Genomic DNA, 23,223 nt, shown 5'->3' on the forward strand with positions numbered 1-23,223 from the left:
ATGAGTCCTGACCAGGTCTTCGACGGAGCGGACACGCCGGTGGGGCCCCCGGACATTGCCGGCCCCGGGGCCCCCAACGGCGCGATCATCGCAGGCCGTACGCCCGGATGAGCTCCTGCCGGATGCCGAAGCCGGAGTCGGTACGAGCCTCGGCCCGCACCGACACGAAGCCGCCCGGCTTCTTCGGCAGCTTCAGCGCGCCGTCCCACCAGCCGCCGGAGTCACGGCTCAGCGCCACCTTCTGCCAGCTGGCGCCGTCGTCGTACGAGACCTCCAGCTGCACCCAGGTGACCGTGCCGGTACCGCTGCCGCCCGGCTGCGGTCCCGCCTTGACGCCGATCCGCCGGCTGGTCCCGGCCTTGACGTCACCCCGCAGATCGGTCTCCAGCGCGTAGTCGAGCTGTAGCAGCGCGAACGGGACGAAGGTGTCCGCCTCGTTGGAGCTGGAGACGAAGTCCCACTCGGTGTGCGTACGGGTGGACAGCCGCCACTGGTCGGCTGGCCGCGACGCGTCCAGCACCAGGCGGTACGGCAGCGTGCCGGCCGGCACCTCCGTCCACTGCAGGTCGGAGTTGAGCCGGTTCTCGTTCAGCAGGGTGTCGCCCTGGTACAGCTTGAGGTTCGTCGGCACCGAGCCCCACTCCAGGTTGCCCCCGTGCTCGAGCACGTCGTCGGACGGGCTCCAGGCCTGCACGTTGACCGTCATGTAGTCGCGGTAGCGGCTGTTCTTCACCCCGAAGGCCCGGCTGAAGGCCGGCCGGACGGCAGGGGCGAACCAGTCCAGCCGGGTGGTGGTGCCCTTGGCGTACGTGTTCAGGTACGCGGTGTCGGTCCAGGTGCCCTGGCTGTGCACCTCGTGCCAGACCACGTCCGGGGTGACCCATTCGATGCGGGTGCCCGGGTGCTGCTCGGACTCCGGGAAGCCGAACGACGGGCTGAACGTCATGTCGTACCGGTAGCCGGAGCCCGGCGTGTCCTTGACGGCGTGGTAGCGGGCGTCGATCCGGGCCAGGTCGTTCCGGGTCGGGTGGTACGTGAGCGCCCGGTCGGGCACCTGGTCGGGCCAGACCTTGGTCAGGTCGTAGAGGTAGCTGGCGAACGGCACCCGGGTGGCGGTCAGCTTCGGCGCCTTGGTTCGGACCGCCTCGATCAGCTGCTCGCCGGCGTCGCGGTGCAGGGTGCCGACGGAGATCGGGGACTCGCCGACGTACTCGTTGAGGATCCCGGGGCCGTCGTTGACGACCAGGAGCAGCTTCGCTCCGGCGGCCGCCGCGGCGGCGGCGCGATCCGGTGCGGGGACCGCGTCGCTGCGGGTCACGATGGCGACCTTGCCCTCGACGTCGAGGCCGGCGTACTCGTCCGGGCTGCCGGTGCCGACGTAGACCGGCCGCAGCGTCTCGGTGCCGGCGGTGAGCGCGGCGCCCGGCTGCACGGTGGCGTTGACCGGCGGCAGGCCGGGGACGGCCACGCTCAGCATGGGCTCGCCCTTGCGCCATCGGGCCGCAATGGTGAACGACCCCTGCTCGACCCGCTCGGTCGGCAGGATGTAGAGGTCGTCGTACCTGATCGGCAGCTGGTAGATCGAACGGTAGCTGTCGCCGCCGGCGTACTCGACGGTGTAGTCGATCTTGCGCTGCCGGTCCTCGGTGCGTTGCGGTGCGGTGGTGTCGAGCAGGCGGGCCCGGCTGGCGTCCAGCACCACCTCGGACGGGCGGTCCAGCACCGTCTCCGGGTCGACCAGCACGGCGCGGCCCAGGGCGTCGGCCTGCTCACCCGGCACGTCCAGCGCCGTCTCCACGGTGTACGTGCCCGGCGGCAGCCGCAGGGTCTGCTCGCCGTCGACGGCGAACGACCAGGTGAACCACTCGCCGGCCCGCTTCACGGCGATGGTCGAGCTGGCCGGCTTGCCGTCCCGGCCGCGCAGCTTCACGGTCAGGTCGTACCGCTCCTCCTCCTTGAGCAGGGCGAGCGCGGTGCGGGTGACCGGGGCACCGGTGGCCGCATCGGTGCCGACGAGGTAGCCGGTGACCTGGCCGTGGGGGGCCGACCGGGGGTCGCCGGACACCGCGATCTCAGCGCTGCCGCCGGCCGGCACGGTCACCGAGGAGCCGCTGAGCGAGAACGGGCCGGTGCCGGTGACGGCGAGGTTCAGGGTGACCGCGGCGGTGCCGGAGTTGGTGAACGTCACCGGCTTGGCAACCGGGGCGTCCGTGGTCTCGTGTGGCCAGTCGAAGTTGCCGAAGAACACCGATCCGGTGGCCCGGACGGTGCCGCGCACCGCCGCCGCCACGTCGAGCCGCCCGGTGCCCACCTCGTACGGGCCGTAGCCGCCGGGGAGAGCCTCGGCGCTGCTCATCAGCGCCTCCTTGAGCTGCGGGCCGGTCCATTCCGGGTGGCGCTGGGCGAGGACCGCCGCCGCACCCGCGACGTGCGGGGCGGCCATCGAGGTGCCGTCCATGCTCTGGTACATGCCCTCGCCGGCGGACTGCTGCGAGCGGGCCGCGGAGATGCCGACTCCCGGCGCGGCGATGTCCGGCTTCAGTGCCCCGGTGCGCGCCAGCGGCCCGGTGCTCGAGAACCAGGCGAGCTGGTCCTGCTTGTCCACCGCGCCGACGGTGAGGGCGCTCGCGGCGGTCCCCGGCGAGCCGATGCTCTGCGGTCCGGAGTTGCCGGCGGCGACCACGAAGAGTGTGCCGTGCTGCGCGGAGAGGGTGTCCACCGCCAGGGTCATCGGGTCGGTGCCGTCGGTGCGCGACGCGTCGCCGAGGCTCATGTTGACGACGTCGGCACCGGACTCGGCCGCCCACTGCATGCCGGCGATGATCCAGGAGTCCTGGCCGTACCCGTCGTTGCCCAGGACCTTGCCGACGATCAGGTCCGCACCCGGCGCAACGCCCTTGTGGTCGCCGCCGGAGGCCGCGCCGGTGCCGGCGATGGTCGAGGCGACGTGGGTGCCGTGGCCGTGCACGTCCGACGTGTCCTCGCCCGGTACGAAGCTGACCTTCTCGTCGATCTGGCTGGCCAGGTCGGGGTGGGTCGCGTCGACCCCGCTGTCCAGCACCGCGACCGTCACGCCGGCGCCGTCGTAGCCGGCGGCCCACGCCTCGGGCGCGCCGACCTGCGGCACGCTCTCGGTCAGGTTGACCTTCACCTGGCCGTCCAGCCAGAGCTTGGTCACGCCGGCGCCGAGAGCCATGCCGGACGGGGCGGCGGGCGCGACGGCCGACCAGAGCGCCCGGGCCTGCTTCTTGTCAGCGGCGAGCGCCCGGCCGCTGATGCTGGGCAGGTCCCGGACGAGCTTCGTGCCGCGCGGCGCGGCCGGTCGGGCGGCGCGGGCGGCGGCCTTCGGGTACGTGGCGATCAGCGGCAGTTCGGCCGCCCGGGCGTCGTCGTAGCCCATCTCGATGAGGTCGGTGACGTTGAACAGGCGCCGGTCGAGCCGCTCGGCGGTCAGCAGCGGCACCGCCTCGTCGGGCAGGACGTACAGGTCGCCGCCGCTCTGCTGGATGCGGACACCGCCGGTGGCGTCGTCCGGGCGGTCGACGTCGGCGGTGGATTTGCCGTCGGCGAAGGTCGTCACGGTGACCACGTCACCGGTGACCAGGGTAACGGTGTGGGTGTCCCGTGCGGTGGCGGTGGCGGGGGGTGGGGTCGGTCCGGCCGCCGCGGCGGGCGGACGGATCGCGGCGGCGCCGGCGGCCACCAGGCCGGCGGCCGCTGCGGCGGCGATCAGTCGCCGTCGCGTCCGACCCGAGGTGAAGGGCGTTCTGGGGGAAGGCATGGCACGGTTCTACCGCCGCCGTCGTGCCCGGTGAACAAAGTTGGATGGCGGGGTCACGCCACGGCACGATCCCGCCATCCGGTCGATGGACGGCGGCGACCACCCCGCTGATCTGGGGTGCCGCGTTCGCGAGGGCACATCTACGGCGTGCACCAGACGCTGCCGTTCTACCAGGAGATCGAGTTCTACCCGCCGCCGCAGTACGCGGGCGCGATGAAGCAGTTGGAGGTCACCTTCGTCACCGACCCCCGGCAGGTGCAGGTGGTGTTGGAGCTGGACAAGCGGGGTGGGTTGTTCACCGAGGGCCGCGACGTCTTCGGTCGCTTCGCCGTCGAGCACGCCTCGGCGGCCAACACCGACTTTGCCGCCCAGCTCGATGGCTGGTTGCGTCAGTCGCTGCAACGCCGCGGCCTCTTCGGCTGAACTCCGCGATCCCGCGCTGTACCTCAGTGCCAGTTGCTGATCTGCACGTCGTGCGGCGCGGGCTCGCCCTTACCAGTTTCGACCAGCCGCTTGAGACTCATCAGGTAGATCGCCCACTTGGTGCTGCAGTGGTACATGAACTCCACCGGCTCCCGCCAACCCTCGTGGCGGAACAACACGATCGTGAAGTCGTCCTCCCGCTTCAGCTCGAAGCGGACCCGGGTGCCGATCCACTCCTCGGGGCCGTCGACGACCTCCCAGAGCACCAGTTCGGCCGGCCGAGTCTCCAGGACCTTCATGTCGAAGCCGCCGGGTATGAAGCGGAACCGGAGCACTCCGCCGACGTCGCCGTCGCCGTCCGTCTCCTCGGTCCACCAGTTCGCCAGCCCGTCGACAGTGGTCAGGGCGGCGTAGACGTCCTCGGGAGCCGACGTGACGCCGACCCGGTGCAGGATGTTCAGCATCGTGATTCCTCGTCTCTGTTGAGATGCCCGAAGGCGGGCAGGATGGATCACGCCGCCACGGGACGTGGCGACGAACGTTCTGGTGGGTTCAGCTCTGCTGGCCGCGCTGGATCGCCTCGGCGATCCGCTTGATCCGCCGCAACCGGGCGTCCCAGGTGGCACCGACCGACGACAGCTGCGCGACGGCACGGGCGAGTTGCGCCTCGTCCACCTCGTAGCGACGTTCGCGGCCGGACGGCGTGCCGTGGACCAGCCCGACCCGGTCGAGTACGCCGAGGTGTTTGGCGACCGCCTGCCGGGTGACCGGCAGTTGCTCGCTCAGCGTGGTCGCCGTGCCGCCTCCGTCACTGAGCAGCAGGTCGAGCATCCGCCGCCGGGTCGGGTCCCCGACGGCGGACCAGAGGTCGTCGTCGACGGTGACGCTCATCGGGTCGAGACCAGCCGCGCGACGTACTCGACGAGGCGGGGCAGGAAGTAGTCCCAGCCGCTGACGTGGTCGCGGTAGTGCGCTTCGAGCACCGCCGCCTCCCAGCCCTTCTCCCGGAATCCCGTCTCGGTGAGTCGCAGCAGCGTTCCGGTGCCCGACGGGACCAGTTCGAAGGTCACCAGGAGCGAGTTGGTCGGCGTCGCGACGGCGAGATCCTCGTACACCCACCGGAACGAGAACCGCCGGGGCGGGTCGGCCTCCACGACGGTGAGCGGCACGACCTGCGCGTTCGGCGTCGAGCTGTCGCCGAAGGAGACCGTCCCGGTGGCGCCGGGGACCGGCTCGAGATCCGCGTCGTCCGGCCACCACTCCCGCAGATGTTCGGGGGTCGTGACGACCTCGTAGACCACCTCGGGGGTGGCGTCGACGTGGATCTCCCGCTCGATGCTGCCGTACTCCATGCGCTCCTCCAGACATGCAACCAGTGGTTGCGTCTGACTGTAGGGGTTGGCGTCGGGATGTGCAACCACTGGTTGCGCTATAGGTCGAGGAGGATGGTGCGGGGACCGACGTTGACGCTCTCCACAAGCATGTGGGCGCGGAACCGACCGGTCGCGACTGTGGCACCGCGTTGGCGCAGCGCCCGGACCGTCTCCTCGACGAGCGGTTCCGCCACCTCGGCCGGGGCGGCGGCGGTCCAGCTCGGGCGGCGGCCCTTGCGGGCGTCGCCGTAGAGGGTGAACTGGCTGACCACGAGGATCGGCGCGCCGATCTCCGCCGCCGACCGCTCGTCATCCAGGATGCGCAGCTCGTGCACCTTGCGGGCCATCGTCCGGGCGGTCTCCGGGGTGTCGGTGTGGGTCACCCCGAGCAGCACCAGCAGCCCGTCGTCGATCGCGCCGACCACCTCGCCGTCGACGGTCACGCTGGCCCGACCGACCGTCTGCACCACCGCCCGCATCAGGCGACCACCGGCGCGATGAAGCCGCGCTCCACCAGGTGCGCCACGATCGGCCCGGCCGCCTCGGCCAGCTCCTCGGCGGCAACGTCGTGGGCGACGGCGAGCAGCGCCAGCTGGTCCCGCAGCGGCAACCGCCCGTCGGCCCCGCCCACCAGGGCCAGCACCAGCGGATCGATCTCCTCGGTCCAGCGCAGCCCGTCGGGCAGGGCGAGGACCTGCCGGTCCACCGCCCAACCGTCGGAGCCCATCGTCGCCTCCTGGCGCAGTTGGAGTCCGTCTGCGGCGCGGTAGCGCGCGGCCAGCAGACCGTCGGTGTCGCGTACGCGCAGCCAGTCCTGCCGGTCGAACCAGTCGGCGATCCGATCACCCATCGGTGGCTGCACCCGCTGGCGCAGATCCTCCACCCGCAGCACCGGGTCGTCGTGGTCGCTGCGGCGCAGCGAGACGATGCCGAAGCCGATCGCCTCCACCTTGTGCGCGTCGAACCAGTCGAGCCAGTCGGCCATCCGCTGCGGGTCGGTGGCCTCCCCGACATCGGTCAGCCACAGGTTGACGTATGCCATCGGGTCGGCGACCTCGCGCTGGATGACCCAGGCGTCCAGGCCGGTGCCGGCGAACCAGCCGGCGACCCGTTCCCCCCAGTCCTCGCCGACCACGTGCACCCAGTTGGCGAGGTACTGCATGGTGCCGCCCTCGGTGAGCAGGCCCTGGGCGGCGGCGGCCAGTTCGGCGCCGATCGCATCGCCGACCCGACCGGAGTCGCGGTAGACGTGAGTGGTGGTGCCGGGCCCGACCACGAAGGGCGGGTTGCTCACCACGAGGTCGAACCGCCGGCCGGCGACCGGGGCCACCAGGTCGCCGTGCAACAGCTCCCAGTCCTGGCCGTTGAGGGCGGCGGTGGTGGCGGCGAAGCGCAGCGCCCGCCAGGACACGTCGGTGGCGGTGACCCGCCGGGCGTGGGTGCCCAGGTGCAGCGCCTGCACGCCCGAGCCGGTGCCCAGGTCCAGCGCGCTGTCCACCGGCCGGCGCACCGCCGCGCCGATCATCGTCTGCGTCGCCCCGCCGATGCCGAGCACGTGTTCGGCGTGCAGCGGGCGACCGGGGCGGGCGCTGGCCGGTACGTCCGCGAGGACCCACCATTCGTCGCCGTACGGCTCCAGGTCTATTCCCATCCGCAGCCCGTCGCCGTGCCGTTCGACGAGTCCCGCGTCGAGGGCGTCGGTGAGCGGCAGCGGAGCCAGCGCGGCGGCGACCGCGGCTTCCGGCTCGGTCTGCTCGCAGATGAACACCCGGATCAGGGTGGCGAGGGGATCCCGGTCGGCGGTGGCGCGCAGCGCGGCCCGGAAGTCGTTGCGGGCGACCCCGCCGGTCGCCTGTGGGCCGAGCCGCGCGGCGATGCCGTTGGCGGTGAAGGCGGCCCGGGTCAACGCGGTCCGCAGCGCTTCGACGCCGGCGGGGGAGAGCAGCATGTCGTTTCCGTCCACACCGTCATCCTGCCTGGTGGCGTCGGGTCCGGAGACCACCGCCCGTGACATTGCGAATCAATCGATGAACATCCCTGTCATATCTGTCGATCTAACGCTAGCATCTCTCCAACTCAGTCCAGGGTGCGGACCGCCCGGCCAGAAGCCCGGCCGGCCGCCCAGGTAAGGGAGGCACGATGTCCTCAGGGTCCACCGCGCGACGGCAGCTCATCCGGGCGCTCGCCGTCGTCGCCACCGCGGCGGCCGTTTCGGCGGCCGGCACCACCGCGGCGGTCGCCGCACCCACCGGCGAGATCCGTGGCGCCGGCGCGTCGAACGCGGTCAGCGGCAGCTACCTGGTCGTCCTGCGCACCGACGCCGTCGGTGCCGCCGGTTCGTCGACGGCTCGTGCCGCCGTTCCGGACCGGGCCAGCGCCCTGGTCAAGCGGTACGGGGGCAGCGTCTCCGACACCTACAGCGCCGCGCTGACCGGCTTCGCGGCCAAGATGACCGCGTCCCAGGCGGCCCGGCTCGCCGCCAACCCGGCGGTGGCCTACGTGGAGCAGGACCAGGTGGTCACGATCCAGGCGACCCAGACCAACGCGACCTGGGGCCTGGACCGCATCGACCAGCGAAACCGGCCACTGAGCACCACGTACACCTACCCGAACACGGCCTCGAACGTGCGGGCGTACATCATCGACACCGGCATCCGGACCAGCCACAACCAGTTCGGCGGCCGGGCCACCTGGGGCACCAACACGGTGGACAGCAACAACACCGACTGCAACGGCCACGGCACCCACGTCGCCGGCACCGTCGGTGGTTCGACCCACGGTGTGGCCAAGGGTGTCCGCCTGGTCGCGGTGAAGGTGCTCAACTGCTCCGGCGGCGGCACCACCACCAGCGTGGTCAACGGGGTGAACTGGGTGACCGCCAACGCGGTGAAGCCGGCCGTGGCGAACATGAGCCTGGGCGGCGGCGCCAGCAGCTCCATCGACAACGCGGTGCGCAACTCGATCGCCTCCGGCGTCAGCTACGCGGTCGCGGCGGGCAACTCCAACGCCAACGCCTGCAACTACTCGCCGGCCCGGACCTCGACCGCGATCACCGTCGGCTCGACCACCAGCACCGATGCCCGTTCGTCCTTCTCCAACTACGGCTCCTGCGTGCACATCTTCGCGCCGGGTTCGAGCATCACGTCGACCTGGCACACCAGCAACACCGCGACCAACACCATCAGCGGCACCTCGATGGCCTCGCCGCACGTGGCCGGCGCCGCCGCTCTCGTGCTCGGTGCCAACCCGTCCTACTCCCCGGCCCAGGTCAAGAGCTACCTGGTCAACAACGCCACCACCGGCGTGGTGACCAGCCCGGGCAGCGGCTCCCCGAACCGCCTGCTGTTCGTGGTCAACTGACCCTGACGCAAACCGGCGTCAACTGACCCTGACGTGAACCGGCCCGGCGGACCGACATCGATCCGCCGGGCCGCTTCGCGTCGTCGGGGTGTGCGTGGTCTCAGCCGGCCAGCCGCACCGGGGTGGGCGCCGGCCGGTCGGCCGACGCGTCGGCGGGGAAGGCCCGGGCCGCGCCGTCCACGCGTACCGTCACCTCGCCGCCCGGGGCCACGGCGGCGTCCCCGTCGAGGACCCGGGCGGTGATCCGGGTGCCGTCGGGCAGCCCGAGACCGACGAGCGCGTCATGGCCGTGGAAGTCGTGCCGCAGGACTGTGGCGGTTACCCCGTCCGCACCGGCCGTGAGGCGGACCTGTTCTGGGCGTACCAGCACGGTGACCGGCCCGTCGGACACGGCACCGGTGACCGGCACGAGGCCCAGCGCGGTCCGCGCGGCACCCTGCTCGACAACCGCCGGCAGCAGCACCGCGTCGCCGACGAACTCGGCCACCCAGGGGTTGGCCGGCTCGCGGTACACCGTGGTCGGCGCACCGGCCTGCACCACCCACCCGTCGCGCAGCACCACCACCTGGTCGGCCACCGACAGCGCCTCGCCCTGATCGTGGGTGACAAGTACACCTGTCGCGCCGTCGGTCCGCAGCGCGTCGCGTACGTCGTGGCGCAGCCCGGCGCGCAGCCCCGCGTCGAGGGCACTGAACGGCTCGTCCAGCAGCACCACCGACGGTCTGGGAGCCAGGGCGCGGGCCACCGCCACCCGCTGCTGCTGCCCACCGGAGAGTTGATGCGGCATGCGGCCGCCGTACCCGGCGAGCCCGACCAGGGCCAGTACCTCCTCGACCCGGTCGGAACGGCGGGTGACCCGGTCAAGGCCGTAGCCGACGTTGTCCGCCACGCTCAGGTGCGGGAAGAGGGCACCCTCCTGAGGCACCACCGCGATGTTGCGCCGATGCGTCGGCAGGTGCCGGCCCCCGCCGGCCACGAGGGCACCGTCGATGCGGATCTCCCCGGCGTCCAACCGCTCGAAGCCGGCCAGGCAGCGCAGCAGGGTGGTCTTACCGCAGCCCGACGGGCCGAGGACGGCGGTCAGCTCTCCCGACGGTACGCGGAGGTCCACCCCGGCCAGGGCGGTCACCCGTCCGTACCGCTTGATCACGCCACTGACCACGACCTCGCTCATGCCGGCCCTCCGCTCCGCTGCGTACCGGCCCGCAGCACCGGCGCGCTGTGTCGATGATTCGCTCGCTGAGGCTCGTTCATGCCCGCTTCTCCTTGTCGAGCAGCCCGCTGCGGGCGACCAGCAGCCAGGTGGGCACGGCCGAGATCACCACAAGCAACACGGCGTAGGGCGCCGCCGCGGCGTAGGCGCCGACCGCTGTGCTGGTCCACAACTCGGTCGCCAGGGTGTCCGTGCCGGTGGGCCGCAGCAGCAGGGTGGCGGGTAGCTCCTTCATACCGGTCAGGAAAACCAGCGCGGCACCGGCACCGATGCCCGGCAGGATCAGCGGCAGGGTCACCGTCCGCAGAACCGTCCACGGCCCACGACCGAGGGAGCGTGCCACCTCCTCCAGCCGGGCGGGGGACTGGGCGGCGGCGCTGGCCACCGCACCGACCGCCAGCGGCAGGAACAGCGTGGCGTACGCCAGGGCCAGCAACCACCGCGTCTGATAGAGCGGGTACGCCACGTTGATGCCGAAGAAGATCAGGGAGAGCCCGATGACGACACCGGGTAGCGCGTGGCCGAGGTACGCCAACCGGTCCAATGCGGTTGTCAGCGGGCTCGGCGCACGGGCCGCGAGCAGGCCGAGGGGCAGCGCCAGCAGCATGGTCAACGCGGCACCGGCAAGCGACACGGTCAGGGAGTTCCCGGCGGCGGCGAGCACCTCGGGGAGCGCCCCAGGACGGGACGTGCCGGCGGCGAGTCGCCGCCCCAGGCTGGCCGCCGGCACACCGAGCGCCAGTACCGCGACAACTACCAGGGCTGCCATGGCCGGCCAGCGAGCCGGACCGAGCGACAGCCGGGACGCTGGACGGCGCGCGCCGGAAAGCCGCGCGTACCGGGCACCGCGACGGCGGGTGATGGTCTCGCCGCCCAGCAGCAGCACGGTCAGCGCGACGAGCACGCTGGAGAGCACGAGCGCTCCGGTGCGGTCGAAGCCCAGATCGAAGGCGACGAAGATGGCGCGGGTGAAGGTCTCCGCGCGCAGGATGGAAACCGCGCCGAAGTCGGAGAGCACGTAGAGCGCGACAAGCAACGCCCCGGCGGCGGTGGCCGGCCGGACCTGCCGCAACGTCACGGCGGTGAAGGTTCGCCATCCGCTGCGCCCCAGCGACCGGGAGACCTCCTCCTGGGCCGGGTCCGCGCCGCGCAGCGCGGCTGCCACAGGTAGCAGCACGTACGGGTAGGAGCAGAGCGTGAGCACCAGGGCCGCCGGCCAGAAGCCCTCCAGTCGGGGTGCCGTCGAGAGCCAGGCGAAGGCGGCGATGTAGGTGGGGACCGCCAGCGGCAGCGCCGCCAGCACGGCGAAGAGTCGCCGTGCGGGAAGGTCGGTGCGAGTGACCAGGAAGGCGGTGCCGACCCCGAGCAGGACGCAGGCGACGGTGACCACACCGGCCAGGCCGAGGCTGCGCAGGGCGAGCAGGCCGACCCGCTCGGTCCAGAGTTCGGCGGCGATCCGGTCCGCACCGGCCTCCGCGGTGCGTACCGCGAGATAGACGAGCGGGATCAGGGCGACGGCCACCGCAGCGGTGGAGGCGGCCAGCAGCGCCGGGCGGGGGGCCAGTTTCCGCAGCCGGCCGGAGACGACCGACAGGGCCGTCCCGGTGGCGGGCGGCCCTGCGGTGGTCGGCGGAGCGGTCAGGGGACCAGCCCCGAATTCTTGATCATGGTGACGGTGGCGTCCAGCGTGTCCAGGTCGTTCAGGTCGACCTCGGGCACTGCCAGGTCGGCCAGCGGCGGCACGTACGCCGGCCCCGGCACACCGCCGATCACCGGGTATTCGAACGTCTGCTCGGCGAAGTAGGTCTGCGACTCCTGGCCGAGCAGGAAGTCCACGAAACGCTGCACGTCCGGGTCGGACGCAGCGCGGTTGAGCACACCGACGCCGGCCACGTTGACAAGCGCGCCGGTGTCGCCGCCGGGGAAGAAGTGCAGCTTGGCCTTGAGCGCCTCCGGGGTGGTGCCCTGTTCCTTGGCGATTTCCCCGAGGTAGTAGTGGTTGACCAGGCCGACTGCGACAATGCCGCTGTTCACGTCCTCGACGATCTTGCCATTGCCATCGCGGATCTGCGGGTCGTTGGCCTGGAGCCCGGCCAGGAACTCCTCGGCCCGGGCGTCACCGTGCTGCACCCGGATCGCGGTGACGAACGCCTGGAACGAGGCGTTGGTCGGGGCGAGGGCGACCTTGCCCTTCCAGGCCGGGTCGACCAGGTCGAAGACGGACTTCGGCAGCTGGTCGGCCGGAACCAGGTCCGGGTTGTAGGCAAGCACCCGCGCCCGGGCGCTCACGCCGACCCACTGGTTGGTGCCGGCCCGGTAGGTCTGCGGCACCTTCGACGTGGTCGCCTCGGGCAGCGTGCTGAACATGCCGCGCTTGGCGACGGTACCGAGCGCGCCGGCGTCCTGAGCGAAGAACACGTCGGCCGGGGACCTGTCGCCCTCCTCGACCAACTGGGCGGCGAGCTGCGCGGTGCTGGCGTACCGGGGCTGCACGGCGATGCCGGTCTGCGCGGTGAACTTCTCCAGCAACGGCTTGACCAACTGCTCACTGCGCCCGCTGTAGACGGTGATCTGCTTGTCGCCCTGATCGCCGGAACCGGCTTCGTCCTCCCCACCGGATCCACAGGCGGCCAGGCCGAGGACGAGCAGGCTGGCGGTGAGTAGCGCGCTGGTGGCGTGGCGGGTGCTTGGCACGGTGAACCCCTCTTCCGGTCTGGACGACCGGAGGGAAGTTAGCACAGCCTAACCTCACTTCGGCATCGGGTGGGTGGCGGATCACTGTCAACCCTCGACGGACAGGCAGGATGAGGGGCATGACGCTCGCACTGCCCATTGACCCGGAGGCGAACCGGCTGCTGGCCCGCGATCCGTTGGCCCTGCTCGTCGGCATGGTGCTCGACCAGCAGGTCTCGATGGAGAAGGCGTTCTCCTCGCCGTACGTGCTGGCCCAGCGGCTCGGACACGACCTGGACGCCCGGGAGTTGGCCGACTTCGATCCGGAGGCCCTGGTGGCCATCTTCGCCGAGCCACCTGCGCTGCACCGCTTTCCCAAGGCGATGGCGGCCCGTGTACAGGAGGTGTGCCGGGTGCTGGTCGAGCGCTACGACGGCGAAGCCGCCCGGCTCTGGGCGGACCCGGACGACGGCCGTGAGCTGCTCGGGCGGCTCACCGCCCTGCCCGGATTCGGTCGGCAGAAGGCCCAGATCTTCCTCGCGCTGCTCGGTAAGCGGTTCAGGGTCCAGCCGCCGGGTTGGCGGGAGGCGGCCGGCCACTACGGCGATCCCGAGGCCCACCGGTCCGTCGCCGATGTGACCGATGCCGAGTCACTGCGCCTGGTTCGGGAGTACAAACAGCAGATGAAGGCGGCGGCGAAGGCGAGCACGCGCGGAGACTGACCGGACCGCCTCCGACGACGGCAGGGGGCGACCGATGGCGCAGCGGGGCGGTGCGCTGCTGCGTGGGGGAACCGGATCGTCACGGGCCACCTTTCTGGAGCTCTTTCTCGACCTGGCCTTCGTCTTCGCGCTGACCCGGGTCTCGGTCCGATACATCGACGAAATCGAGCACGGGCTGACCGTGCTGGGCTTCCTGGAGACCCTGATCCTGTTCCTCGCCCTGTGGCACGTCTGGACGTTGGTCACCTGGGTCACCAGCCGGTACGACCCGGACACCCTGACGATCCAGTTCGTCGTGGTCGCGACCATGTTCGGCGGCCTGGTGATGGCCGTCACCCTGCCCCGGGCGTTCGAGGAGCGGGCGCTGGCGTTCGTCGTGGCCTACCTGGTGACGGTGATCGGCCGCCCGCTGCTGATCGCCGCCGTGCTGGGTCGACATCCGCGCCGTACCGTGCCGTGGCGGCTGGCCGCCTGGGCGGCGGTGTCGGGGGTGCTCTGGCTGGCCGGTGCGCTCGGGCCCGCCGGCCTGCGGTTCGGGCTGTGGGTGCTGGCCATCACCATCGACCTGGCCGGTTACCTGCTGGGTTGGCCGGTGCCCGGGCTGGGGCGGGCGCCGGTCTCGGCCTGGCGGATCGCCGGCGAGCACATGGCGGAGCGTTACCAGCAGATCTTTCTCATCGCGCTGGGCGAGACGATCCTGGTCATCGGAATCACCTACAGCGGCGAGGGATTCGGCTGGCTGGCGGCGGCGGCCTTCACGGTTGCCTTCCTCACCACCGCGTTGCTCTGGCGGATCTACTTCCACCGAGCCGGTCACCTGCTGGTCGAGGCGCTGCGGATGGCCCGGTCGCCCGGTCGGCTCGGCGCGTCCGCCTCCACCACGCACCTGGTCATGGTGCTCGGCGTGCTGCTCACCGGAGTGGGTTACGAGTTGGTCATCGTGAAGCCGTTCGACCGGGTCGAGCCGGCCTGGCTGATCTTCGTCGTCGGCGGGCCGGTCCTGTTTCTGCTGGGGCGGGCCCGGTTCGAGTACGAGATCTTCGCCCGGGTCTCCCGCCGACGGGTGCTGACGGTGCTGGCGTTGGTCGGGTCCGCTCCGCTGCTCCTGCTCGGAACGCCGATGCTTGCGCTGTCCGTGGTCGCCGGTGGGTTGGCCATGATGGCCCTCGTGGACGGGTTGCACGCCCGCCACCAGCCCACTGAACCGCCGGCATCGCCGTTGGACCGCGCGGACCCCGGTCAGGCCGGCTTCCCGACCTGACGTCACGGCCGCCGCGAGGGGCCCGCTCGCGGGCCGCCGGACGGCGATCCCGTCAGGCGGCGCTCGGATGGGCGAGGGACGCGATGGCCCGCCGGACGTCGGCCAGCGAGACGGTCGCCGAGTCGTCCAGGTCGGCCAGGCCCGCCTCGATCCACTGCCGCATCAGCGTCGTCACGCCGATGCCCCGGGCGTCCGCGGCGGCCCGGACCCGTTCGTACGTCTCCAGCGGCAGCCGGACCGACCGGCTGACCATCGGAGTCTCGGTGTCGGGGGTGGGCAGCCCCACCGCCTGGCTCTCGTCGATCAGATCGGCGATCCGGTCGCCGCCGCCGTGGAACTGCTTGATCGCGTCGTGACGGTCCATCGTCACCGCCTCCTCGTCTCCGGAGAATTCCGTACGGCCTCGTCGTAGCGTTTGGCCTCGACGTCGCTCAACTCGCGGGCGGAGAGGACGTCCCAGTCGTTGTCGGCGCCGTCGGTCTCGGCGAGCAGCACGGCCACCCGGCGTCCGCGGGCGGTGGGGGCGTAGACCACCATCACGTCGTCGCCGAGGTGGCGGATCACCCGCCGGCCGCTGTGCAGCGCCTCCCAGACTTCCCCCGGCGTGACGTCGTAGACCCGCAGATTGACCAGCGCCTCGTCGGTGAAGCTGAACCTGCTGCCCACGCGGCCGAGCGTACCACGGGCGTAACACGAATTTCGGAGGCGACGAACCTCGTCGCTCGCCCGGTCCGGGTGACAGGATGGAGTGCGACCCCTCCGGAGGAGGTACCACGGGTGAAGCGTCAGGCGTACCAGCCGATCCTCATCACCGACGCCTCCCGCAGCCAGGATGATCAACTGACCAGCCGGCAGCGGCGTTACGTCGTGATGATGGGTGTCCGCGTCGCCTGCGTGATCGTCGGCGCGATCCTGGTCGGCGTCCGGGCACCACTGCTCTGGCTCTGGCTGCCCCTGGTCGCGCTGGGCATGGTGCTCATCCCGTGGCTCGCGGTACTGCTGGCCAACGACCGGCCGCCCAAGGAGCGCCACCGCCTCGCCAACCGCTTCTCCTCGCGGTCGGCCACCGAGGCGGCGCCGCCCCCGATGAGCCTCGCCGCCGAGGAGCGGCCACACAAGATCATCGACGCCGAGCCCTGACCCGCCGGGGGCGGCTCAACGAGCCGGTCGGGCACCGACCTGCGCCACCGCTGCGGCACCGAGATCGGCGGCCCGGGCCAGAGCGGCATCGGGCGTCGCCCCGGCCAGCCAGGCGCCCAGCAGGCCCGCCGCGAAGGCGTCACCCGCCCCGGTCACGTCCCGCACCGCCACCCGACGCGCGGAAGAGGTGACGACGGTGTCGTCCCGGTCGACCCACACCGCGCCGGCACCGCCGCGCTTGACCACCACCCGGCGGGCGACGGCGACCAGGGCCCGTCCCTGTGCCGCCGGTTGCACCCCACCAGCCAGCACGGTGGCCTCGTCGACGTTCACCAGCAGCAGGTCGACCTCGCGTACCCAGTCCAGAAAGGCCGTCGTCCCGGCTGCCCGCAGCGGTGCCGCGGAGGCCGCGTCGACACTTGTGGTGAGGCCGCGCTCGCGAGCGCCGGCCAGCGCCCGCAGCCCGGCCGGTCGGGAGTCCGCGTCCAGCAGGGCGTACCCGGACAGGTGCAGATGCCTGGCGTCCGGCGCACCGGCCAGCGCCGCGTCCACGTGGTCGGGACGCAGCCGTACGTTCGCTCCGCGCTCGGTGATCATCGTGCGTTCGTCGCCGGCCGTCAGCACGATCACCGTGCCGGTGGCGGCCCCGGCGATCCGCTGCACCGCGCAGTCGACCCCGGCGTCGGTCAACTCCGCCACCCGGTCGCGGCCGGCGCCATCGTCGCCGACCGCGCCCACCAGGGTCACCGGTACCCCCTGGGCGGCCAGCCAGGACGCGGTGTTGGCCGCCTGCCCGCCCCCGGTGGACCTGATCACCGCCGGGGTGTCGGAGCCGGGTGCCAACGGGCCGGAGAGCACCGCCACCACGTCCGTGACCACGTCGCCGACGACCAGGACGCGGCCGGTGTCGACGCGACCCACCCCGCCCGACCCGCCGCTGCGCCCGGTCACGCCGACGCGTGGGCCCGGCGCTTGGCGGCGGCGACCGCGACCCGGGCGGCCAGGTCGGCGTTGCGCAGGATGATCCGGACGTTGACCGCCAGGCTGGCACCCTGCGTCGCGGAGTGGAAGTGGGCCAGCAGGTACGGCGTGACGGCCTTGCCGGTCACCCCGTCGCGCTCCAGCAGGGCGAGACCCTCGGTGAGCGTACGGTCGTGCAGGTCCGGGTCGAGCTGCTCGTCGGTGGGCAGCGGGTTGGCGACGATCAGCCCGCTGTGGTGTGCACGGTGCTGCTCGCGGGCGGCCAGCACGTCGGCGACCATCTCGGGGGAGTCGACCGACCAGTCCAGGTCGAAGCCGCCGTCGGTGATGAAGAAGCCCGGAAACCGGCGGGTCCGGTAGCCCACCACGGCCACCCCCAGGGTCTCCAGCCGCTCCAGGGTGGCGCCCACGTCGAGGATCGACTTCACCCCGGCACAGACCACCGCGATCGGCGTACGCGCCAGGGTGACCAGGTCGGCGGACTCGTCGAAGGTCTGCGCCGCCTCACGGTGCACCCCGCCCAGCCCGCCGGTGGCGAACACGCCGATGCCCGCCGTGGCCGCCACGGCACTGGTCGCGGCCACGGTGGTCGCACCGTCCGCGCCGGTCGCGGCGGCCACCGCGAGATCGCGTACGGAAAGTTTGGTCACCCCGTCGGCGGTGGCCAGCCGGGTCAGCTCGGCGTCGTCGAGTCCGACCACGAGTTCGCCGGCGATCATGCCGATGGTGGCCGGCACCGCTCCGGCGTCCCGGACGGCCTGTTCGATCTGCCGGGCCACCCGGAGATTGTCCGGCCGGGGCAGGCCGTGCGAGACGATGGTGCTCTCCAGAGCGACCACGGGCCCCTGCTCGCGCAGTGCCCGGGCCACCTCGGCGCCGTAGCGAAGATGAAAGTCGGTCACAATCGCTCACCGTACGCCCGCCACACCGGTCACCTCAGGTGGACCGGGTGAGGGTGACCTGCCAGACTTGTCGGTTGGAGGTGCAGACGTGAATACACAGGTCCTCGAACGTCCCGAGCTCAAGGACGCCGACACCGGTCCGGAGATGTTCCACTACGTCCGGAAGGAAAAGATCGCCGAAAGTGCCGTCATGGGCACCTTTGTCGTGGCGCTGTGCGGGGAAAAGTTTCCGGTGACGAAGACGCCCAAACCGGGTTCGCCGGTCTGCCCGAAGTGCAAGGAGATCTACGACTCGTACCGCGAGTGACGCCCTCGGCCCGCGCGGCGGGCCGCGTAACCTGCGGCGGTGACCACCTCCACCGCCCTGCTCCTGGCTGACCTGGCCGGAGTCGCGGTCTTCGCCGCCTCGGGCGCCTCCGCGGCGGTGGCCAAACGGCTCGACCTCTTCGGCGTGGTCTTCGTCGGCTTCGTCGCCTCCCTCGGCGGCGGAATCGTGCGGGACCTGGTCATCGACGAGGTCCCACCGCTGGCCTTCGCCGACTGGCGCTACGCGGGCACCGCCGCCGTCACCGCCGGGGCGATCTTCTGGCTGCATCCGCAGTTCGCCCGGCTGCGCACCACCGTCCTGGTGCTGGACGCGGCCGGGCTCGGCCTGTTCACCGTCGCCGGCACCCTCAAGGCCCTCGACGCCCAGGTCCCGGCGGTCGGCGCCTGCCTGATCGGCATGATCACCGCGATCGGTGGCGGACTCGTCCGCGACCTGCTGACCGGCGAGATCCCGGTGGTACTGCGGCGGGAGATCTACGCCGTCGCGTCGCTCGTCGGTTCGATCGTGGTGGTGCTCCTGTACGGCCTCGGCCGCACCGGGCCGATCCCGCTCACCGCCGCCGTCGTGCTGGTCTTCGGCGTACGCCTGGTGGCCCTGCGTCGGCGCTGGTCGGCGCCGGTGGCGACGTTGCGACCGCCGCGCACCGGCCTGCCGGGGCCGCCAACGGAGTGAGCACTCAGTGGCGCACGGCACCCGGCGACGGGTGTGGCGTCGCATGGGCAGCCCGGCGGCTGCTGGTTATGCTGAGTCGGCCTTCGCGGCTCGGCTGCGCGGAGGCATTTTCGTGGGGCGACCGCCGTGCCCCTCGGCCCGGGTCCGCCGGCCTGCGGCCGGGACATCCTGTGGCCGGAGAGGAGCGAACGCGTGGCAGTCCGGACGCCGGTGCTCGAGACGTTCCCGCCCCTGCGCGCCTGGCAGCGCAAGGCTCTGGTGGAGTACCTGCGTCGTCGGGCTGAGGACTTCACCGCGGTCGCCACCCCGGGGGCCGGAAAGACCACCTTCGCCCTGCGGATCGCCGCCGAACTGCTCGCCGACGGCAGCGTCGAGGCGGTCACCGTGGTCGCGCCGACCGAGCACCTGAAGACGCAGTGGGCGGAGGCGGCGGCCCGGGTGGGCATCCAACTCGACGCCGCGTTCCGCAACGCCGACCTGCACTCCTCGGCGGACTTCCACGGCGCCGTGGTCACCTACGCACAGGTCGGGATGGCACCACAGGTGCACCGGCGGCGCACCATGACCCGACGGACCCTGGTGATCCTCGACGAGATCCACCACGCCGGTGACTCGCGTACCTGGGGTGACGGGGTGAAGGCGGCCTTCGAGCCCGCGGTGCGCCGACTGATGCTGACCGGTACCCCGTTCCGGTCCGACGACAACCCCATCCCGTTCGTCGGCTACGAACGGGGCGGCGACGGCCTGCTGCGCTCCCGGGCCGACTCGGTCTACGGCTACAGCGACGCACTTCGCGACGGCGTGGTGCGGCCGGTGCTGTTCCTGGCGTACTCGGGGGAGACCCGGTGGCGGACCAACGCCGGTGAGGAACTGGCGGCCCGGCTGGGCGAGCCGATGACGCAGGATCTCATCGCCCAGGCGTGGCGTACCGCCCTGGATCCGGCCGGCGACTGGATGCCCCAGGTGCTGCGGGCGGCCGATGCCCGGCTGACCGTGCTGCGGGAGGCGGGCATGCCCGATGCGGGGGGCCTCGTCATCGCCAGCGACCAGCAGGCCGCCCGCTCGTACGCCAAGCTCATCGAGCAGGTCACCGGGGAGCGGGCGGCCGTCGTACTCTCCGACGACGTGGGCGCTTCGGCGCGGATCGCGACGTTCGCGGCGTCCGAACAACGGTGGCTGGTCGCGGTGCGAATGGTGTCCGAAGGCGTCGACATCCCTCGGCTGGCCGTCGGCGTGTACGCGACAAGTGCCAGCACCCCGCTGTACTTCGCGCAGGCGATCGGGCGTTTCGTCCGGGCCCGGCGCCCGGGGGAGACCGCATCGGTCTTCCTGCCCAGCGTGCCGCACCTGCTCGGGCTGGCCAGCGAGATGGAGGCCGAGCGGGACCACGTGCTCGGCAAACCCAAGGACCGCGAGGGCTTCGACGACGAACTGCTGGACCGGGCCCAGCGCGATGAGCAGGCCAGCGGTGAACTGGAAAAGCGTTTCGCCGCGCTGTCCGCCACCGCCGAGCTCGATCAGGTGATCTTCGACGGCGCCTCGTTCGGCACGGCGGCCCAGGCCGGCACCCCCGAGGAGGAGGAGTACCTGGGCCTGCCCGGGCTGCTCACCTCGGATCAGGTGGCGTCGTTGCTCGCCAAGCGGCAGGCCGATCAGCTCGCCGCCCAGCGACGTCGGGCGACCGAGCGGAGGACGGAATCCGCGGCGCCCGCGTCCGCTCCGCCGGCACCGATGAGCGCCGCCCAGCGTCGGGTGGCACTGCGTCGCCAGCTCAACGCCCTGGTCGCGGCCCAGCACCACCGCACCGGCCAGCCCCACGGCAAGATCCACGCCGAGCTGCGCCGCATCTGCGGCGGCCCACCCAGCGCCCAGGCCACCATCGAGCAACTCGAAGAACGCATAGCCACCGTCCAAACCCTCTAACCCACCCTCACTCCCACCCCTACCCGGTTGATCATGAAGTTGTTGTGGTGGGTAAGCGATTGCCGTAGCAATAACTTCATGATCGCGCCTGGGGGTTGGTGCGGGTGTGCGAAAAGCCGGCCGGAGACATCCTGTGGATGTCTCCGGCCGGCTTATGTCGGGTTTGCTGAGCCCTCAGTTGGCCATCAGGTCAGCGCCGCGCCAGGTGAACTCCGGGTCCGTCGCGTACCGTACGGTGATCTTGACGAGATCCTCGGCGTACTTGTTGGCGTGGTGCCCACAGAACACCAGCTCACTGCCACCCGCCAGGGTGATCCGGAGCTTGCCGGCGGCATTGCAGCGGTCGCACCGTTCATCGGCGGCCGGGGGGCTCACCGTCTCGGGCGGCGGCGTGAGGGTCGGGGTCATCGCCTTCCTCCTCTGGTCGTCACCGATGAACACTCTCTTCGGTCTTGGTCACCTATCGTGCAACACCCTTGTCGGGCCTCGCCTTCCCTGTGTGCCCGCGGGGGACCGAGGTCACACCTGGCACGGACAGTGTGCCGTGCACCCAGGGTGCCACGTCAACGATCACATTCGTGCAACCACCTGATCACCATCCGACGTTGTACGCCAGGTGGTCAAAACGGCACGATCGGTTGACGGATGCTGATCAGTCGAGGTAGTCGCGGAGCACCTGGGAACGGGAAGGGTGCCGAAGCTTGGACATCGTCTTGGACTCGATCTGCCGGATCCGCTCGCGGGTCACTCCGTAGACCTGACCGATCTCGTCCAGGGTACGCGGCTGGCCGTCGGTGAGCCCGAACCGGAGACGTACCACACCCGCCTCACGCTCGGACAACGTCTGCAGCACCTGCTGGAGTTGGTCCTGAAGCAGAGAGAACGAGACCGCGTCGACGGCGACCACCGCCTCCGAGTCCTCGATGAAGTCACCGAGCTGACTGTCGCCCTCGTCACCGATGGTCTGGTCGAGCGAGATGGGCTCCCGGGCGTACTGCTGGATCTCCAGCACCTTCTCCGGTGTGATGTCCATCTCCTTGGCCAACTCCTCCGGCGTGGGCTCGCGGCCCAGATCCTGGAGCAGCTCGCGCTGGATCCGACCCAGCTTGTTGATCACCTCGACCATGTGGACGGGGATGCGGATGGTGCGGGCCTGGTCGGCCATGGCGCGGGTGATGGCCTGTCGGATCCACCAGGTGGCGTAGGTGGAGAACTTGTAGCCCTTGGTGTAGTCGAACTTCTCGACGGCGCGGATGAGGCCGAGGTTGCCTTCCTGGATGAGGTCGAGGAAGGCCATGCCCCGGCCGGTGTACCGCTTGGCCAGCGAAACGACCAGGCGGAGGTTCGCCTCCAGCAGGTGGTTCTTGGCCCGCTCGCCGTCCCGGGAGATCCACAGCAGGTCGCGCTGCATGTCCCGGACGAGCTTCTCCTCGCCGTCGTCGGCGGCCCGCAGACGCTCCGCGGCGTAGAGCCCGGCCTCGATCCGCTTGGCCAGCTCCACCTCCTGCTCGGCGTTCAGCAGCGGAACCTTGCCGATCTGCTTGAGGTACGCCCGGACCGAGTCCGCCGAGGCGGTCAGCTCGGCGTCCCGACGCGCCTGCTTGAGCGCCTCGGACTCCTCGTCGTCCCACTCGAAGTCGTTGTCGGTGGCGGAGTTCGCCGCGTCCGTCGCGGCGGCCTGGGCCAGCTCCGCCGGCTCCTCGACCACGACGTCCTCGATCTCGGCGGCGAGTTCCTCGGGATTGACCTCGCCCTCGACGGTCTCGCCCTCGGCGCCCTTGGCCGGTTTCGCCGCGCCCGCCGCAGCGGCCACGGTGGCCTTGGTCGCCCGGGTGGACTTCTTGGCCGGCGCGGCGGCCTTGGCGGCCACTCCCGCGGTGGTGCCGGCGGCCTTGCGCGAGGTCGCCTTCCGCGGTGCCGGCGCCGGTGCCTCCTCGGCCGCAGGCGCCTGCTTCGGGGCGGGCGCGGCCGCCTTCTTGGTGGTCTTGGCGGTGGTGGCTCGGGACGCGGGGGTGGCGGACCGGGCGGCGGCGACCCGTCGGCGGGTGCTGGCCGAGCCGTCGACCACGACGGTCACCCCGGCCTCGGAGAGCGCCCGCAGGATCTTCTTGGCCTGGGCCGGAGTCACCTCGGCGGACTCGACGGTGCGCGCGAGCTGGGCCGACGTGAGCTGGCCGCCAGCGCTCTGCGCATGGGCGATCAAGGTGTCGGTGAGCGAGCGAACGTCGGCGCCGGTCTGGCGGGGTTCTGTCACGAATGACCTTCCGGAGGCGAAGAGCGAGCACGGCCGGGTTCGTCCGACGCAGCGTGGGGCACCGCGCCGGGCGATGTGGTTGAGGAACCCCCGTGTCCCGGGCCGGCCGGTTGTCGGGCGGTCCGTGGCGCGTGGGCAGGGGTGAATTGTAACGCCGTCTGCGGCGATCATCCTGCGCCGCACGGCTGATCGGCGGTCGGGACCGCCGATTCGGTGC

General features: G+C 71.6%; 22 protein-coding genes and 1 pseudogene. 8 read left to right on the forward strand and 15 right to left on the reverse strand.

The genetic code is table 11. The features are described from left to right. Positions 1-85 precede the first annotated feature (85 nt). Positions 86-3,781 carry a S8 family serine peptidase gene (locus AB0J93_RS02350; RefSeq protein WP_363917292.1) on the reverse strand — a complete coding sequence of 1,232 codons (3,696 nt, stop codon included), beginning with the start codon at positions 3,779-3,781 and terminating at the stop codon, positions 86-88. 129 nt (positions 3,782-3,910) lie between these two features. On the opposite strand from AB0J93_RS02350, the pseudogene AB0J93_RS02355 reads away from it, so the two are divergent. After that, a pseudogene (locus tag AB0J93_RS02355) lies at positions 3,911-4,204 on the forward strand (sporulation protein); the annotation flags it as partial. Positions 4,205-4,227: 23 nt separating this feature from the next. Here AB0J93_RS02355 and AB0J93_RS02360 read toward each other — a convergent pair. The 5 genes from AB0J93_RS02360 to AB0J93_RS02380 form a co-directional block, all read right to left on the reverse strand. After that, complete coding sequence (locus AB0J93_RS02360) at positions 4,228-4,668, reverse strand: SRPBCC domain-containing protein (protein WP_363917294.1); 441 nt, start codon at positions 4,666-4,668, stop codon at positions 4,228-4,230. An 88-nt stretch (positions 4,669-4,756) separates the two neighbouring features. Then, the gene (locus tag AB0J93_RS02365) at positions 4,757-5,095 is read right to left on the reverse strand and encodes a metalloregulator ArsR/SmtB family transcription factor (RefSeq protein WP_204029140.1); all 339 of its coding nucleotides are present in this window, start codon (positions 5,093-5,095) and stop codon (positions 4,757-4,759) included. Continuing rightward, positions 5,092-5,556, reverse strand: a complete 465-nt coding sequence (locus AB0J93_RS02370) for an SRPBCC family protein (protein WP_363917296.1) — start codon at positions 5,554-5,556, stop codon at positions 5,092-5,094. Before AB0J93_RS02370 ends, AB0J93_RS02365 begins: the two co-directional genes overlap by 4 nt. A 77-nt stretch (positions 5,557-5,633) precedes the next feature. Further along, positions 5,634-6,056: a D-aminoacyl-tRNA deacylase gene (gene dtd, locus AB0J93_RS02375; protein WP_363917298.1), complete on the reverse strand. Its 423-nt coding sequence runs from the start codon at positions 6,054-6,056 to the stop codon at positions 5,634-5,636. After that, complete coding sequence (locus AB0J93_RS02380) at positions 6,056-7,540, reverse strand: methyltransferase (RefSeq protein ID WP_363917300.1); 1,485 nt, start codon at positions 7,538-7,540, stop codon at positions 6,056-6,058. The genes dtd and AB0J93_RS02380 overlap by 1 nt, the downstream gene beginning before the upstream one ends. Positions 7,541-7,716: 176 nt before the next feature. Here AB0J93_RS02380 and AB0J93_RS02385 point away from each other — a divergent pair, with 176 nt between their 5' ends. Beyond that, positions 7,717-8,937 (forward strand): S8 family peptidase, encoded by a 1,221-nt coding sequence (locus AB0J93_RS02385; RefSeq protein WP_363917302.1) that lies wholly within the window; start codon positions 7,717-7,719, stop codon positions 8,935-8,937. Positions 8,938-9,037: 100 nt separating this feature from the next. Here AB0J93_RS02385 and AB0J93_RS02390 read toward each other — a convergent pair whose 3' ends face one another. From AB0J93_RS02390 to AB0J93_RS02400, 3 genes are all read right to left on the reverse strand, one after another. Then, entirely contained in the window at positions 9,038-10,111 is a 1,074-nt protein-coding gene (locus tag AB0J93_RS02390) for an ABC transporter ATP-binding protein (RefSeq protein ID WP_363917304.1), read from the reverse strand. 76 nt (positions 10,112-10,187) lie between these two features. Further along, the gene (locus AB0J93_RS02395; RefSeq protein WP_363917695.1) at positions 10,188-11,723 is read right to left on the reverse strand and encodes an iron ABC transporter permease; all 1,536 of its coding nucleotides are present in this window, start codon (positions 11,721-11,723) and stop codon (positions 10,188-10,190) included. A 65-nt stretch (positions 11,724-11,788) separates the two neighbouring features. Continuing rightward, a complete protein-coding gene (locus AB0J93_RS02400; RefSeq protein ID WP_363917306.1) occupies positions 11,789-12,844 on the reverse strand; it encodes an iron ABC transporter substrate-binding protein in 1,056 nt (351 codons plus the stop codon). Positions 12,845-12,963: 119 nt separating this feature from the next. Here AB0J93_RS02400 and AB0J93_RS02405 point away from each other — a divergent pair, with 119 nt between their 5' ends. Next, positions 12,964-13,545 (forward strand): HhH-GPD-type base excision DNA repair protein, encoded by a 582-nt coding sequence (locus AB0J93_RS02405; protein WP_363917308.1) that lies wholly within the window; start codon positions 12,964-12,966, stop codon positions 13,543-13,545. A 34-nt stretch (positions 13,546-13,579) separates the two neighbouring features. After that, positions 13,580-14,806 carry a low temperature requirement protein A gene (locus AB0J93_RS02410; RefSeq protein ID WP_363917310.1) on the forward strand — a complete coding sequence of 409 codons (1,227 nt, stop codon included), beginning with the start codon at positions 13,580-13,582 and terminating at the stop codon, positions 14,804-14,806. A gap of 52 nt (positions 14,807-14,858) precedes the next feature. Here the strand turns inward: AB0J93_RS02410 and AB0J93_RS02415 are convergent, their stop codons facing one another. Both AB0J93_RS02415 and AB0J93_RS02420 read right to left on the reverse strand, forming a co-directional pair. Further along, positions 14,859-15,170 carry a hypothetical protein gene (locus AB0J93_RS02415; protein WP_363917697.1) on the reverse strand — a complete coding sequence of 104 codons (312 nt, stop codon included), beginning with the start codon at positions 15,168-15,170 and terminating at the stop codon, positions 14,859-14,861. A gap of 2 nt (positions 15,171-15,172) precedes the next feature. Next, the gene (locus AB0J93_RS02420) at positions 15,173-15,472 is read right to left on the reverse strand and encodes a hypothetical protein (protein WP_363917312.1); all 300 of its coding nucleotides are present in this window, start codon (positions 15,470-15,472) and stop codon (positions 15,173-15,175) included. 111 nt (positions 15,473-15,583) lie between these two features. On the opposite strand from AB0J93_RS02420, the gene AB0J93_RS02425 reads away from it, so the two are divergent. Beyond that, entirely contained in the window at positions 15,584-15,946 is a 363-nt protein-coding gene (locus AB0J93_RS02425) for a DUF3099 domain-containing protein (protein ID WP_363917314.1), read from the forward strand. A gap of 15 nt (positions 15,947-15,961) precedes the next feature. Here AB0J93_RS02425 and AB0J93_RS02430 read toward each other — a convergent pair whose 3' ends face one another. Together AB0J93_RS02430 and AB0J93_RS02435 are read right to left on the reverse strand one after the other, a co-directional pair. Beyond that, complete coding sequence (locus AB0J93_RS02430; protein WP_363917316.1) at positions 15,962-16,897, reverse strand: PfkB family carbohydrate kinase; 936 nt, start codon at positions 16,895-16,897, stop codon at positions 15,962-15,964. Beyond that, positions 16,894-17,829 carry a pseudouridine-5'-phosphate glycosidase gene (locus AB0J93_RS02435; RefSeq protein ID WP_363917318.1) on the reverse strand — a complete coding sequence of 312 codons (936 nt, stop codon included), beginning with the start codon at positions 17,827-17,829 and terminating at the stop codon, positions 16,894-16,896. The genes AB0J93_RS02430 and AB0J93_RS02435 overlap by 4 nt, the downstream gene beginning before the upstream one ends. 88 nt (positions 17,830-17,917) lie before the next feature. Here AB0J93_RS02435 and AB0J93_RS02440 point away from each other — a divergent pair, with 88 nt between their 5' ends. The 3 genes from AB0J93_RS02440 (at position 17,918) to AB0J93_RS02450 (ending at position 20,752) form a co-directional block, all read left to right on the forward strand. Then, on the forward strand, positions 17,918-18,136 hold the full coding sequence (locus AB0J93_RS02440; RefSeq protein ID WP_099847002.1) for a DUF3039 domain-containing protein: 219 nt from the start codon (positions 17,918-17,920) through the stop codon (positions 18,134-18,136). Positions 18,137-18,175: 39 nt separating this feature from the next. Beyond that, entirely contained in the window at positions 18,176-18,829 is a 654-nt protein-coding gene (locus tag AB0J93_RS02445) for a trimeric intracellular cation channel family protein (RefSeq protein WP_363917320.1), read from the forward strand. A 192-nt stretch (positions 18,830-19,021) separates the two neighbouring features. Beyond that, on the forward strand, positions 19,022-20,752 hold the full coding sequence (locus tag AB0J93_RS02450; RefSeq protein WP_363917322.1) for a DEAD/DEAH box helicase: 1,731 nt from the start codon (positions 19,022-19,024) through the stop codon (positions 20,750-20,752). 174 nt (positions 20,753-20,926) lie between these two features. Here AB0J93_RS02450 and AB0J93_RS02455 read toward each other — a convergent pair whose 3' ends face one another. Together AB0J93_RS02455 and AB0J93_RS02460 are read right to left on the reverse strand one after the other, a co-directional pair. Beyond that, a complete protein-coding gene (locus AB0J93_RS02455; RefSeq protein WP_093410327.1) occupies positions 20,927-21,160 on the reverse strand; it encodes a hypothetical protein in 234 nt (77 codons plus the stop codon). 244 nt (positions 21,161-21,404) lie between these two features. Then, the gene (locus tag AB0J93_RS02460; RefSeq protein WP_363917324.1) at positions 21,405-23,006 is read right to left on the reverse strand and encodes an RNA polymerase sigma factor; all 1,602 of its coding nucleotides are present in this window, start codon (positions 23,004-23,006) and stop codon (positions 21,405-21,407) included. Positions 23,007-23,223: the final 217 nt, after the last annotated feature.

Origin of the sequence: Micromonospora sp. NPDC049374 (assembly GCF_040677165.1) — a bacterium.
GTDB lineage: Bacteria > Actinomycetota > Actinomycetes > Mycobacteriales > Micromonosporaceae > Micromonospora.

What these genes read in the sequence shown, in the direction of transcription:
- AB0J93_RS02350 (WP_363917292.1), bottom strand. Translation starts at nt 3,781, where the DNA reads ATGCCTTCCCCCAGAACGCCCTTCACCTCGGGTCGGACGCGACGGCGA.
- AB0J93_RS02360 (WP_363917294.1), bottom strand. Translation starts at nt 4,668, where the DNA reads ATGCTGAACATCCTGCACCGGGTCGGCGTCACGTCGGCTCCCGAGGAC.
- AB0J93_RS02365 (WP_204029140.1), bottom strand. Translation starts at nt 5,095, where the DNA reads ATGAGCGTCACCGTCGACGACGACCTCTGGTCCGCCGTCGGGGACCCG.
- AB0J93_RS02370 (WP_363917296.1), bottom strand. Translation starts at nt 5,556, where the DNA reads ATGGAGTACGGCAGCATCGAGCGGGAGATCCACGTCGACGCCACCCCC.
- dtd (WP_363917298.1), bottom strand. Translation starts at nt 6,056, where the DNA reads ATGCGGGCGGTGGTGCAGACGGTCGGTCGGGCCAGCGTGACCGTCGAC.
- AB0J93_RS02385 (WP_363917302.1), top strand. Translation starts at nt 7,717, where the DNA reads ATGTCCTCAGGGTCCACCGCGCGACGGCAGCTCATCCGGGCGCTCGCC.
- AB0J93_RS02390 (WP_363917304.1), bottom strand. Translation starts at nt 10,111, where the DNA reads ATGAGCGAGGTCGTGGTCAGTGGCGTGATCAAGCGGTACGGACGGGTG.
- AB0J93_RS02405 (WP_363917308.1), top strand. Translation starts at nt 12,964, where the DNA reads ATGACGCTCGCACTGCCCATTGACCCGGAGGCGAACCGGCTGCTGGCC.
- AB0J93_RS02410 (WP_363917310.1), top strand. Translation starts at nt 13,580, where the DNA reads ATGGCGCAGCGGGGCGGTGCGCTGCTGCGTGGGGGAACCGGATCGTCA.
- AB0J93_RS02415 (WP_363917697.1), bottom strand. Translation starts at nt 15,170, where the DNA reads ATGGACCGTCACGACGCGATCAAGCAGTTCCACGGCGGCGGCGACCGG.
- AB0J93_RS02455 (WP_093410327.1), bottom strand. Translation starts at nt 21,160, where the DNA reads ATGACCCCGACCCTCACGCCGCCGCCCGAGACGGTGAGCCCCCCGGCC.